A 12,116-nucleotide genomic window follows, 5' to 3' on the forward strand; every position below is an offset into this window, starting at 1 on the left:
GGACAGGGGTGGAGCGTCAGGCGCTGATGACGCCCGTGCCCAGAAGGATGTAGACGACGACGCCGAGCCCGATGCGGTACCAGACGAACGGCCGGAAGCTGTTGTGGGAAATGTATCGCAGGAACCACGCGATGATCGCGTAGCCGACGCCGAAGGCGATGACCGTGGCGAGGGCCGTCTGCGGCATGGTGTAGACGGTCGGCGAGGTGGACTTCAGGGCGCCGTAGAGCTCGTAGAGGCCCGAGGCGAAGACCGCCGGCATGGCCAGGAGGAACGAGTAGCGGGCAGCCGCCTCGCGGGTGTACCCCATGAGGAGGCCCGCGGTGATCGTGCCGCCGGACCGCGAGACGCCCGGGATGAGGGCAAGGGCCTGGGCGAATCCGTAGATGAGGCCGTGAGGAACGGTGAGGTCCTCGAGCTTGCGGACCTGGCGGCCGACGGCGTCGGCGACGCCGAGGATGACGCCGAAGACGATGAGCGTCGTGCCGACGATCCACAGGCTGCGGAAGCTCGTCTCGATCGCGTCCTTGAGCAGGAGGCCGAAGACGACGATCGGGATGCTGCCGACGATGATGAGCCAGCCCATCCGGGCGTCCTGGTCGTTGCGCGGCACGCGGCCCGTGAGGGAGCCGAACCAGCGCGAGATGATCCGGACGAAGTCCTTCCAGAAGTAGATCAGCACCGCCAGCTCAGTGCCGAGCTGGGTGATGGCAGTGAACGCGGCCCCAGGGTCCTTGCCGTCGGGCAGGAGCTCACCGACGATCCGCAGGTGGGCGCTCGAGGAGACGGGGAGGAACTCGGTCAGGCCCTGAACCAGGCCAAGAATGATCGCTTCAATCCAATGCACGTGTCCACTCTAGACCCCGCGCCCGGGCTCCTTGAGGCGGCCTGTCAGTCCTCGTCGTCGACGAGGTCCATGGGCAGGGCCTCCCCGAACTCCTCGTCGAGGGCGTCGGCATAGTCCGCGAAGGCGTCGCCGACGCGGTCATAGAGCGCCTCAACGGCGAAGTCCCCGTCTCCACGCGACTCGCGCAGGGCGGCGAGGTGCTCCCTCATGAGCGAGACGAGGTCCTCGAGTGACTGTTCCGGTGTGTGGCTCATGGCACACATCCTACCCGCGCGGGACGCGGCGTGCGCTTACTGCGCTGAGAGCAGACGGTGGAGGACCTTCGTGCCGAACACGAGGGAGTCGACCGGGACCCGCTCGTCCACGCCGTGGAACATCGACGTGAAGTTGAGCTCCTTGGGCAGACGCAGCGGGGCGAAGCCGTAGCCCGTGATCCCGAGGCGGCTCAGTGCCTTGTTGTCCGTGCCGCCTGACAGGGTGTACGGCAGGACTGGTGCTCCGGGGTCCTCCGCGCCGAGCGCCGCGATCATGCCGTCCACGAGGTCCCCGTTGAAGGCGGTCTCGAGGGAAGGTCCGATGCTGATCGGCTCGACATCCACGTGCTCTCCCGCGAGCTCCTTGATGATGCGCATGACCTCGTCGTGCTTGCCGGGGAGAGTGCGTACGTCGATGTGCGCCTCGGCGGTGCCGGGGATGACGTTGGTCTTGTAGCCGCTCTTCAGGAGGGAGGGGTTCGAGGTGTTCTGGAACGTCGCCCCGACGAAGAGGGCCACGCTGCCGAGCTGCTCCAGGAACGCCCGGGGATCGGACTCGTCGAAGTCCACGCCGGTCATGTCCTCCACGATGGAGACGAACTGCTCCGTGGTCTTGGTGAACTCGACAGGCCACGTGTGGCGTCCGATGGCTGCCACGGCCTCGGCGAGCCGGGTGACCGCATTGTCCGTGTTGATCTGCGAGCCGTGGCCCGCGCGGCCGTGCGCGATGAGCCGCAGCCAGGCAAGACCCTTCTCCGCCGTCTGGAGGTAGTAGACGCGCTGGCCAGCGATCTCACCGGAGAATCCGCCGACCTCGCTGATGGCCTCGCTGGCGCCCTCGAAGAGTTCGGGCCGGTTGTCCACCGCCCAGTTCGAGCCGTATGTGCCGTTGGCCTCCTCGTCCGCGAACATCGCGAAGATGAGATCGCGCTCCGGGCGAACCTTGTTGCGCTGCATGGACTCCATCGTGGCGAGGATCATCGCGTCCATGTCCTTCATGTCCACCGCGCCGCGGCCCCAAATGAGGCCGTCCTTGACCTCGGCGGCGAAGGGGTCGACGCTCCAGTCCTCCGCCTGTGCGGGGACGACGTCGAGGTGTCCGTGGACGACGAGCGCGGGCTTGTCCGGGTTGGTGCCCTTCATGCGGGCGACGACGGAGGCGCGGCCGGGGGCCGATTCAAAGAGGTCCGGCTCAAGGCCAGCCGCACTCATGCGCGCCGCCACGTACTCGGCCGCTTCTCGCTCCCCCGGCCCGGCGTTGTCGCCGTAGTTCGAGGTGTCAATCCGGATGAGGTCTCTGCACATGTCGATGACGTCGCTGAGAGCCTGATCGTCCGGGAGGGAGCCGTACCCGGTGAGGTCCGCGGTGTCCGTTGCGTCGGCGTTCGGCATGGTGTCTCCTTGGGATCGCTGCGTGGGTCTCATCCACAGACTAGGGCAGGGACTGGAGCGACCCAATCCCTGCCCGTTGTGCGGCACTCGGCCACGTGTGACCCGAGGGCTCTAGCGCCGCTCTTCTGCCTCGTAGCGGGCGCGGGCGTTGGCCGCGTTGGACTTGGCCTCTCCCGCCGCGAGGATTGCGGACTGGATGGATGCGAACGTGTTCTGGAACTGGTCCGCGGCCGGCGGCAGGAGCACCGTGCTGGAGTTGCCCTTCTCGGCGAAGGCGATCTGGGCGTCGACCTGCTGGGTGAACATGAGGACGGCGAGGGAGTTGGCGGCGTCGCCGTTCGTCGCGTCCCCGATCTCGCGGACGGACTGGGCGAGGCCCTCCGCGATGGCCTTGCGTTGGAGGGCCACGCCCTCACCGGCGAGGCGGGCTCGGTCCCGGTCCGCCTCGGCGCGGATGATCGTGGCCGACTTCTCGGCCTGTGCCTTGTTGATCGTGGCCTCCTTCTCACGCAGCGACGCCATGACGTTGTTCATCGCGGAGAGGACGCGGGCGTCCGTCGGGGCGACATCGGGCACGAGCGTGTTGAGGATGTGGAAGCCGTAGCCGCTCATGCGGGCCGCAAGCTCGGTGGAGACGTGCTCGGCGATGGCGGCCTTGTCGCTGAAGGTCTCGTCGAGGGACATGTTGGGGACCTTGCCGCGGACGGCGTCGGCGACATACGTGCGGATCTGCGCGCCCGGGTTGGACAGCGAGTACACCGCCGCCTTGACGCCCTCGGGGTTGATTCCGGCGGGGTTCATCGGGTCTGCGGCCGCCACCTCGAACTGAACGGAGGTGCGGACGAGGACGGTCACGTTGTCCTCCGTCTTCGTCTCGATGTCCATGTCGATCTGCTGGACGCGGAGGTCCACGCGCTGTGCGACGCGGTCGATGAAGGGGATCTTGAAGTTCAGGCCGGGCATCGCCACGCGCTGGAACTTGCCGAGGCGCTCGACGACGGCGGCCGTCTTCTGACGCACGATGAACAGCGTCTGAGTCAGCAGGGCGACGATGACGATAAGGGTGACGAGAGTGGAGATAGTGATGGCCATAGGCACCTCGCAGCTCGGTGTGAGAGAGGCAACGCCAGGGGTTCGACGACGCTGCCGAGTTGAGTACTCCCCCAGTGTGTCAAATCAACCTGAACGTCGCCGCAGGACGCGGACAGCCGGGCGCAATGCGGAACGGGCCGCCGGATCAGTGATCCGACGGCCCGTGTCCATCTGTGCGCGAAGGGGGACTTGAACCCCCACCCACTTTCGTGGACTAGCACCTCAAGCTAGCGCGTCTACCTATTCCGCCACCCGCGCAGGTGACCAACAGCAACCGAAACGGTGCCGCGGCAACGGATTCAACTCTACCACCGAGAGGGCGGTTCGTGAAATCGGGGTGAATGGCGGGCCAAGAACGGGGCGGTGTCGATACGCGTCGCGAACGGACACGTCACGTCCGGTACGGGGCCCGTTGTCACGAGCCTGTGCGGGTTATAGGCCAAAATGTGTGTAAGCGGTGCCCCTGCTTCCCAGTCGGCAGTAAGGCAACACGGCCGTTGACATGGCCTGGGAGCATGTCTCATGCCCCTTCCACGCAATCGGCCCCACTGTGGTGTATGCGCCCAGCCCCTTGCCAAGAACGGCACTACAAGCTCAGGACGAACCCGATGGCGCTGCCTGACCTGCGGAGCGAGCACGACCCGCTCCCGCGCCACCGAGCTCACACAGGCCCGCGCGTTCCAACGATGGATCACGGGCAAAGCCTCTCAAGCCGAACTCGCCACGGAACTGCGGATCAGCCCCCGCACACTACGACGACGCTTTGAACCTCTCTGGTCGCTCGTGCCACGTCCTGTCAGGACCGGGGAAATCCACCCCGTCCTCGGGCTCGACGGGATCTGGCTTGAACGCACAACGGTCTGCTTGATCGCTTCCACCCCCTCAGGCATCGTCGTGAACTGGGTCTGGGCCCGAGCAGAAACACGTGCGAGCTGGCAAGACCTCATCGAAGGCCTCCCCGCCCCGGAGTACGTCGTCATCGACGGTGCGGGCGGGATGCGATCGGCGCTGAGCACCATGTGGCCTTCGACGAAAGTGCAGCGGTGCCTCTTCCATGTCCACGCCAGCGTCCGGCGCCATCTCACCTCGCGTCCGCGTCTTCCTGCGGGCAGGGAACTCTTCGCGCTCTCAACGGCCGTGGGGCGGCTGAACACGCCAGAGCAAGCCCGTGCCTGGACGCTGGAGCTTCAGGACTGGAACCAGCGGTGGGGACGGTTCTTGCAAGAACGCACTCGCTACCCCGACGGGACGGTGGGATTTACGCATGAACGCCTCCGCCGCGCCCGGCATGCGCTCAACAGCGTCGTGGGGAATGGGACCGCGTTCACGTACCTCGCCGACCGGCGGGTGCCACGCACGACGAGTTGGCACGAAGGCGGGATCAACGCTCAGCTCCGGGCACTGCTGCGGCTGCACAGAGGGATGCCGTTAGCGCACCGCATGCGCGCGCTCGACTGGTGGCTGGCTCTTCACGGCCCAGCACCCCTGAACCTCAAAGAACTCCTGATGACATCCAGGCCGGTGCCTGACGTGCCTGAGACGGACGCGCAGATGTGGGAGGCTACGGGACGCCCGATGACCTACGGGACCGGGTGGCAGCGCTACGAACCAGCCGAGGAGGGGTGACGACACGCCCGGGCCTTACACACATTTTGGCCTATAACCCGCCTGTGCCCGGACAGGCGCGCAATGCGGAACGGGCCGCCGGATCAGTGATCCGACGGCCCGTGTCCATCTGTGCGCGAAGGGGGACTTGAACCCCCACCCACTTTCGTGGACTAGCACCTCAAGCTAGCGCGTCTACCTATTCCGCCACCCGCGCAGGTGACCAACAGCTCTCAGCGAGTGCCGCAGGCAACGCAGACCAGCCTAGCAGGATCTGGTGAGTGGTGACAAATCGGGCTCTCGCGGCCAGGTGAAGGCGCACCCGCCGGGGGCCGCCCACCAGCGGACGCCCGCTTCCCAGCGCGGGGATCGGAAGGGCCCCCGCAGGCGCTACCTCTCCCCCGCCTCGAGCGGCGTCACCGAGCCGACGATGTGCGGCCGGCCGCTCTTGGCGTTCCAGCCCCGATACTCAACGCGTGCGCCGGGGGCTGGCCAGGGCGCGCCGCCCTCGCCGCCGCTGACGTCGATCCGCACGTCCACCGCGCCGGGCAGCGTGACGGGCGTCAGGAAGGTCGCGTCCCAGCGGAAGCCTGCCTCCGTCCCGGGCGGCAGGGCGGCCTCGAGCCCTCGAGAGGCGACGAGCATCCCGTGGGCGATCGCCCGCGGCATTCCCAGCAGGCGAGCCGTGGCTGCACTCATGTGGATCGGGTTGACGTCGCCGGAGACGGCGGCCCACCGCCGCCCGGCATCGGTGCCGAAGCGCCACTGGGCCGTGCGGCCCTCGAACGCGCCGCGGTCCTCCGAGGAGCGCTCGGGCTTCCCCTTGAGGAACGTCCCCTTGGCAAGGTTTCGGGACAGGCCCCGGAAAGCGAGCCGCCCCTCATGCCTGATCTCGACCACGAGGTCCGCCGTGGTGCCCGCGTGGTGGGGGGCGAGGTTCTCGGCCCATGCCGTGATCTCCACTCGCGCCCCCAGGGGAACGGCCTCCGCGTACTCCACGGAGTTGACCAGGTGGATGAGCCCCAACACGGGCAGGGGGAAGTCCTTGCGGACGAGCACGCTCATGGCCAGCGGGAACGCCAGGACATGGAGGTACTCCGCCGAGGCGAACGGGCCCGGACGCCCGTGGGCCTCCACGCGAACGCGGCGATCGGCGTCGGCGTCCACGGGCACGTTCTCCACCCGCAAGGCGACGTCGGGCAAAGAGGCAGCAGATCTGGCGCGCCCACGGCGCGAGGCGAGCCCGAGCAGCGCCGCCCGGTACCCCTCGCCGAGGGTGGGCATGGGCACGGTCTCGACGCGACGCTGTCCCGCCATCACGCGCCCACCAGGTTCTGCCCGCAGACGCGCAGCGTCTGACCGGACACGCCCGCCGCGGCATCCGAAGCGAGGAACGCGATGGCCTCCGCGACGTCCTGCGGGAGACCGCCCTGCTGGAGGCTGCTCAGGCGGCGGGCGACCTCGCGGGTGAGGAACGGAATCTTCGCCGTCATGTCCGTCTCGATGAACCCGGGCGCGACCGCGTTGATGGACCCGCCGTGCTCCGTCAGCGCTGCCGAGGAGGCGGCCACCATGCCGATGACCCCCGCCTTGGACGCCGCATAGTTGGACTGCCCGCGGTTGCCCGCAATGCCAGACGTCGAGGCGAGGCAGACGATGCGCCCGTCCCGCGCGAAGGACTCCGAGGCCGCAAAGGCCCGATTCATCCGCAGCTGCGACTCGATGTTCACCGCCATGACGGAGTCCCAGCGGGACTCGTCCATGTTGGCGAGGAGCTTGTCCCGCGTGATGCCGGCGTTGTGCACGACGATGTCCAGCCACCCGTACCGCTGGCGGGCGTGCGCGAGGATCCGCTCCCCCGCGTCCTCGGCCGTGATGTCGAGCTGAAGGGCCGTGCCCTGGACCTCGTTGGCCACCTTCGCGAGCTGCTCGCCCGCTGCGGGGATGTCGACGACGATGACTTGCGCGCCATCTCGACGCAGCGTCTTGGCGATCGCCGCGCCGATGCCGCGGGCCGCGCCCGTGACGACCGCGATCTTGCCGTCGAGAGGGCGCTCCGGGTCGAGCGGGAGGCGCCCGGCGGCGCTGGAGACGAGGAGCGGCTGCCCGCTCACGTATGCGCTCCGGCCGGAGAGGAAGAAGCGGACGGCACCGAGGACGGACGGGGCGGTGGCCTCGAGGCCGTCCTCGATGACGACGGCGTTGGCCGTTCCGCCTCGACGCATCTCGTGGGCCACGGAGCGCATCATTCCGACCGTGCCGGCGCGGACGGCGGCGATCTCGGGATCATCGTGTCCCGCCGGGCGAGTCAGGACGATGACGCGCGAGCCCGCGTCCATCCGCTTCAACGCCCCCGCAGCCTCGAGGACGACGGGGTGGAGGTCCCGCGGGGCTGTGGCGTCGTCGAGCCCCATGACGATCGCCGCGTAGGTTGTCGAGGTGTCGTCGCTTCGGCGCACGTCCGCGCCCTCGTCGAGGAGGTGAGCGGCGACGGCGCTCGCGCCGGCCGAGGAGCCGAGGACGAGAACCGTGCCCGCGGCAACGGGCTCGCCCGCTGTGTGGCGGCGCAGGACGCTGGGGCGGGGCAGCCCGAGCTTCGAGGCGACCTCCTTGCCGAGTCCGCTGTTGACGAGGTCCAGGTAGGTGTCCGTCATGATCAGCGCGCCTCCAGGATCATCGCGACGCCGAGGCCGCCCGCGGCGCAGACGGACACGAGGCCCCGTCCGGAGCCCTTCTCGTGCAATGCCTTGGCGAGGCTGGCGACGATGCGCCCGCCCGTCGCAGCGAAGGGGTGGCCCGCGGCGAGAGAGGAGCCGTTGACGTTGAGGCGTGCGCGGTCGATGGAGCCGAGGGGCTCGTCCAGCCCGAGGCGCTCCCGGCAGAATGCGGGGTCCTCCCACGCCTTGAGGGTCGAGAGCACGGTGCCTGCGAAGGCCTCGTGGATCTCGTAGAAGTCGAAGTCCTGGAGCGTGAGGCCATTGCGAGCGAGCAGGCGCGGCACTGCGTAGGCCGGCGCCATGAGGAGCCCCTCGTCGCCGTGGACGAAGTCCACCGCGGCGGCCTCGGCGTCCACGACGTTCGCGAGCATCGGAAGGTCGTGGGCCGTGGCCCAGTCCTCGCTGGCGAGGAGGACGGCGGAGGCGCCGTCGGTGAGCGGGGTCGAGTTGCCCGCGGTCATCGTCGCCTCGTCCCCGAACTGGCGGCCGTAGACGGTCTTGAGCTTGCCGAGCTTCTCCATCGACGTGTCCGCGCGGAGGTTGTTGTCGCGGGCGAGCCCGTTGAACGGCGTGACGAGATCGTCGAAGAATCCCCGCTCATACGCGGCGGCGAGGTTCTTGTGGCTGGAGAGGACGAGCTCGTCCTGCTCCTCGCGGGTGACGCCCCACGCGTGGGTCGTGATGGCCTGGTGCTCACCCATCGACAGGCCAGTGCGGGGCTCGGCGGTGCCCGGTGCGGCCGGCTTGAGGTCCCCGGGGCGGACGCCCGCGAGCGCCTTGAGCCGCTGTCCCGGGGTCTTGGCGCGGGAGAGGTCGAGCAGGGCGCGACGGAGGCCCTCGGAGACGGCGATGGGCGCGTCGCTCGTGGTGTCGGTGCCACCGGCGATGGCGGACTCGATGCGGCCGAGGCGGATCTTGTCCGAGAGGCTCGCAATGGCCTCCATGCCGGTGGCGCACGCCATCTGGATGTCAAAGGCGGGGGTGGTGGAGCTGAGCTGGGATCCGAGGACGGCCTCGCGCGTCAGGTTGAAGTCCCGTGAGTGCTTGAGGACGGCGCCGGCGGCGACTTCGCCGATGGCCTCGCCCTGGAGGCCGAAGCGCGCAACGAGTCCGTCGAGGGCCGCGGTGAGCATGTCCTGGTTGGAGGCGTGCGCGTACGCGCCGTTGGAGCGGGCGAATGGGATGCGGTTTCCGCCGACGACGACGGCCGCGCGGGTGCGGCCTGGCTCGACGGCGGGGGTGGTCTGGGTGTTCTCCAGCATGGTCTCGCTCTTTCCCTTGGGGTGGCCGGGGTGCCGGTGGGGCTGCGAGCCCTGTATGGGGCGGCACCGCTGTGATCCGTGTTACTGATACTCAGCGTACCTGATACGCTCGGTATCGTGAAGATGACGCCAAGTGACGATGGCCGGGCCCGCCGGTGGGACGCCCACCGAGCGGAGCGGCGCCGTGCGCTGGTCAAGTTGGCCGTCGGGGCGATCGACGCTCTCGGCCCCGGCGCTTCGATGGAGGACATCGCCGAGGCGGCCGGCACCTCGAAGTCCGTCTTCTATCGGTACTTCGACGACAAGGCCGGCCTGCAGGAGGCCGTCGCGGACCGCGTGCTCACCCGTGTCAAGCGAGAGGTCGTCTCCGCCGTGGGCAGCGAGCCGCACGCCGTCGCCGGCCTCCGGGAGATGGTCTCCGCCTACCTGCACCTTATTGAACGGTCCCGGAACGTGTACGAGTTCGTGACGCAGGACGACTCCTCCGAGGAGCTGCGCGGATTCTTCAAGACGATCACCGAGCTCATCGAGAGCAACGTCGCGGCCGTCCTCAGCGGGTCCGCAGCAGGCGCCCGCCGCGAGGCGACCCTGGCCTACTGGCCCCACGCCGGGGTCGGGCTCATCAGGTCCGTCTCTGAGGCGTGGCTCTACAGCCCGGCCGAGCACAGGCCGCCGCTCGAGGAGATCCGAGACCTCATCACCCACTGGCTCGCCTTCGGGCTGGCCCCCCAATCCACGGGGAGCGACGAGCCGCCAGGCGCCGTCGTCGTCCCCGATGCAGCCCCGCACTCCCCAACCCCACCGCCCACCACACACACGGAGTCACCATGACTGAGAAGAACACCATTCCCGCGACGCGGCATGATCTCGATGTCGCTGACGACCGCATCGACGTCCAGCACCTCGCCGAGAACCTCCTCGGCACCTACGCCGAGGCCCGGCGCACCGCCCGTGAGGCCGTGACCTCCCCGGACCTCCAGCGCGACCCGACCCTGCCCATGGAGCAGCACCGCGAGCGCGTCCTGGGCCAGCTCAAGCTCCTCGTGGAGCGAGGCCTTGTCCACAACGCGTTCCCCAGCGCGGTGGGCGGGCAGGACGCTCACGGCCCGAACGTCGCGGCGTTCGAGGAGTTCGTCACGGGCGATCCCTCGATGCAGATCAAGGCCGGCGTGCAGTGGGGCCTCTTCGGCTCCGCAGTCATGCACCTTGGCACGAAGCCCCACCACGAGGCGTGGCTGCCCCGCATCATGTCGCTCGAGATTCCGGGCGCGTTCGCGATGACGGAGATCGGCCACGGCTCGGACGTCGCCTCGATCGCGACGACCGCAACCTATGATCCCGAGACGGAGGAGTTCGTCATCCACACGCCGTTCAAGGCGGCGTGGAAGGAATTCCTCGGCAACGCGGGCCTCCACGGTGTGGCGGCGACGGTCTTCGCCCAGCTCATCACGAAGGGCGTCAACCACGGCGTGCACGCGTTCTACGTAGACATCCGCGATCCGGAGACGGGCGAGTTCCTCCCCGGCGTCGGGGGCGAGGACGACGGCCTCAAGGGCGGCCTCAACGGCATCGACAACGGCCGGCTGCACTTCGACCACGTCCGCATCCCGCGCACGAATCTCCTCAACCGCTACGGGGACGTCGCGCCGGACGGCACGTACTCCTCCCCCATTGCCTCGCCTGGGCGCCGCTTCTTCACGATGCTCGGCACCTTGGTGCAGGGGCGCGTCTCGCTCGACGGAGCGGCGACCGCCGCGTCGAAGCTCGGCCTGCAGATCGCCGTGACCTACGGGCTGGAGCGCCGCCAGTTCAAGGCGGGCGACGGCGAGGGCGAGCAGGTCCTCATGGACTACCAGCGCCACCAGCGGCGGCTCATCCCCCTCATCGCCAAGACGTACGCCATGGGGTACGCGCACGACGAGCTCCTGCGGAAGTTCGATGACGTGTTCTCCGGGCGCAACGACACAGAGGCGTCCCGCGAGGACCTCGAGACGCTCGCCGCCGGCCTGAAGGCCCTCTCGACGTGGAACGCGCTCGACATCCTCCAGGAGTGCCGTGAGGCGTGCGGCGGCGCCGGCTTCATCGCCGCCAACCGCCTCACGGGGCTGCGCGCCGACCTCGACATCTACGTGACGTTCGAGGGCGACAACAACGTGCTGCTCCAGCTCGTGGCCAAGCGCCTCCTCGGCGACTACAGCCGGAACCTGAAGGGCCTGGACCGTGCGGGGCTCGCACAGTTCATCGCCACGCAGGCGACGGACGCCGCCATGAGCCGCTCCGGCCTGCGCCGCCTCGTGCAGACGGTCGTGGACACGGGAGACGAGCGGAAGTCCGCGATCGCCCTGCGCGACGAGGACACCCAGCGGAACCTCCTCGAGGACCGGGTCAACTCGATGATCGCCGAGATCGCCCAGGACCTGCGCCATGCGCACAAGCTCAAGCCCGCCGAGGCCGCCGAGCTCTTCAATGACCACCAGGACGCCCTGATCAAGGCGGCCAAGGCTCACGCGGAGCTCCTCCAGTGGGAGGCGTTCACCCGCGCGCTGCCGACGATCGGGGACGAGGGCACGCGCCGGGTCCTCACGGTTGTGCGTGACCTCTTCGGCCTGGACCTCATCCAGGAGAATCTCGGCTGGTATCTCATGAACGGCCGCCTCTCCTCGCAGCGTGCCCGGACGCTGGACGAGTACATCAACCGCCTCGTCAAGAAGCTGCGCCCGCACGTCAAGGACCTCGTCGACGCATTCGGCTACACGCAGGAGCACATGCGAGCCCCGATCGCCACGGGCGACGAGAAGAAGCGTCAGGACGAGGCCGCGGCGTACTACCGCGCCCTGCGCGCGTCGTCGGACGCTCCGATTGACGAGAAGGTGCTGCACGCCAGGGACAAGGCGCGCAAGGCCTGACCCGCGCCGCGACCGACGTGAGGCCCGCCCCGGGAACGGGG

At 68.9% G+C, this 12,116-nt stretch carries 10 protein-coding genes and 2 tRNA genes; 3 read left to right on the forward strand and 9 right to left on the reverse strand.

Annotated features, from left to right (window positions below; translation table 11 throughout):
• Positions 1-16 precede the first annotated feature (16 nt).
• The 5 genes from J2S35_RS00270 to J2S35_RS00290 all read right to left on the reverse strand — a co-directional run bounded on the left by J2S35_RS00270 (position 17) and on the right by J2S35_RS00290 (position 3,843).
• Positions 17-847: an undecaprenyl-diphosphate phosphatase gene (locus tag J2S35_RS00270; protein ID WP_309848541.1), complete on the reverse strand. Its 831-nt coding sequence runs from the start codon at positions 845-847 to the stop codon at positions 17-19.
• A 44-nt stretch (positions 848-891) separates the two neighbouring features.
• The gene (locus J2S35_RS00275) at positions 892-1,101 is read right to left on the reverse strand and encodes a hypothetical protein (RefSeq protein ID WP_309848543.1); all 210 of its coding nucleotides are present in this window, start codon (positions 1,099-1,101) and stop codon (positions 892-894) included.
• 36 nt (positions 1,102-1,137) lie between these two features.
• Positions 1,138-2,493 carry a M20/M25/M40 family metallo-hydrolase gene (locus J2S35_RS00280; RefSeq protein WP_309848545.1) on the reverse strand — a complete coding sequence of 452 codons (1,356 nt, stop codon included), beginning with the start codon at positions 2,491-2,493 and terminating at the stop codon, positions 1,138-1,140.
• Between the two features lie 111 nt (positions 2,494-2,604).
• Positions 2,605-3,585 carry an SPFH domain-containing protein gene (locus J2S35_RS00285; protein WP_309848547.1) on the reverse strand — a complete coding sequence of 327 codons (981 nt, stop codon included), beginning with the start codon at positions 3,583-3,585 and terminating at the stop codon, positions 2,605-2,607.
• A 174-nt stretch (positions 3,586-3,759) separates the two neighbouring features.
• A tRNA-Leu gene (locus J2S35_RS00290) sits at positions 3,760-3,843 on the reverse strand.
• Between the two features lie 264 nt (positions 3,844-4,107).
• On the opposite strand from J2S35_RS00290, the gene J2S35_RS00295 reads away from it, so the two are divergent.
• On the forward strand, positions 4,108-5,211 hold the full coding sequence (locus tag J2S35_RS00295; protein ID WP_309848548.1) for an IS1249 family transposase: 1,104 nt from the start codon (positions 4,108-4,110) through the stop codon (positions 5,209-5,211).
• A gap of 112 nt (positions 5,212-5,323) precedes the next feature.
• On the opposite strand, the gene J2S35_RS00300 is transcribed toward J2S35_RS00295, so the two are convergent.
• From J2S35_RS00300 to J2S35_RS00315, 4 genes are all read right to left on the reverse strand, one after another.
• Positions 5,324-5,407 (reverse strand) — tRNA-Leu (locus J2S35_RS00300).
• 173 nt (positions 5,408-5,580) lie between these two features.
• Positions 5,581-6,507 carry a MaoC family dehydratase gene (locus J2S35_RS00305; protein WP_309848551.1) on the reverse strand — a complete coding sequence of 309 codons (927 nt, stop codon included), beginning with the start codon at positions 6,505-6,507 and terminating at the stop codon, positions 5,581-5,583.
• Positions 6,507-7,844, reverse strand: coding sequence for a 3-oxoacyl-ACP reductase (locus tag J2S35_RS00310; protein WP_309848552.1), 1,338 nt, complete (start codon positions 7,842-7,844; stop codon positions 6,507-6,509). The genes J2S35_RS00305 and J2S35_RS00310 overlap by 1 nt, the downstream gene beginning before the upstream one ends.
• Positions 7,845-7,846: 2 nt before the next feature.
• Positions 7,847-9,169 carry an acetyl-CoA C-acetyltransferase gene (locus J2S35_RS00315; RefSeq protein ID WP_309848553.1) on the reverse strand — a complete coding sequence of 441 codons (1,323 nt, stop codon included), beginning with the start codon at positions 9,167-9,169 and terminating at the stop codon, positions 7,847-7,849.
• 123 nt (positions 9,170-9,292) lie between these two features.
• Between J2S35_RS00315 and J2S35_RS00320 the strand changes: the two genes are divergently transcribed.
• A complete protein-coding gene (locus J2S35_RS00320) occupies positions 9,293-10,000 on the forward strand; it encodes a TetR/AcrR family transcriptional regulator (RefSeq protein WP_309852938.1) in 708 nt (235 codons plus the stop codon).
• A complete protein-coding gene (locus tag J2S35_RS00325) occupies positions 9,997-12,075 on the forward strand; it encodes an acyl-CoA dehydrogenase family protein (protein WP_309848556.1) in 2,079 nt (692 codons plus the stop codon). Before J2S35_RS00320 ends, J2S35_RS00325 begins: the two co-directional genes overlap by 4 nt.
• The last annotated feature ends 41 nt before the right edge of the window (positions 12,076-12,116 follow it).

It is taken from the genome of Falsarthrobacter nasiphocae, from assembly GCF_031456275.1.
Classification (GTDB): Bacteria; Actinomycetota; Actinomycetes; order Actinomycetales; family Micrococcaceae; genus Falsarthrobacter; species Falsarthrobacter nasiphocae.

Coding starts and splice junctions, on each gene's coding strand:
- J2S35_RS00325 (WP_309848556.1), top strand. CDS start 9,997: ATGACTGAGAAGAACACCATTCCCGCGACGCGGCATGATCTCGATGTC.
- J2S35_RS00305 (WP_309848551.1), bottom strand. CDS start 6,507: ATGGCGGGACAGCGTCGCGTCGAGACCGTGCCCATGCCCACCCTCGGC.
- J2S35_RS00320 (WP_309852938.1), top strand. CDS start 9,293: ATGACGCCAAGTGACGATGGCCGGGCCCGCCGGTGGGACGCCCACCGA.
- J2S35_RS00315 (WP_309848553.1), bottom strand. CDS start 9,169: ATGCTGGAGAACACCCAGACCACCCCCGCCGTCGAGCCAGGCCGCACC.
- J2S35_RS00275 (WP_309848543.1), bottom strand. CDS start 1,101: ATGAGCCACACACCGGAACAGTCACTCGAGGACCTCGTCTCGCTCATG.
- J2S35_RS00295 (WP_309848548.1), top strand. CDS start 4,108: ATGCCCCTTCCACGCAATCGGCCCCACTGTGGTGTATGCGCCCAGCCC.
- J2S35_RS00280 (WP_309848545.1), bottom strand. CDS start 2,493: ATGCCGAACGCCGACGCAACGGACACCGCGGACCTCACCGGGTACGGC.
- J2S35_RS00285 (WP_309848547.1), bottom strand. CDS start 3,585: ATGGCCATCACTATCTCCACTCTCGTCACCCTTATCGTCATCGTCGCC.
- J2S35_RS00310 (WP_309848552.1), bottom strand. CDS start 7,844: ATGACGGACACCTACCTGGACCTCGTCAACAGCGGACTCGGCAAGGAG.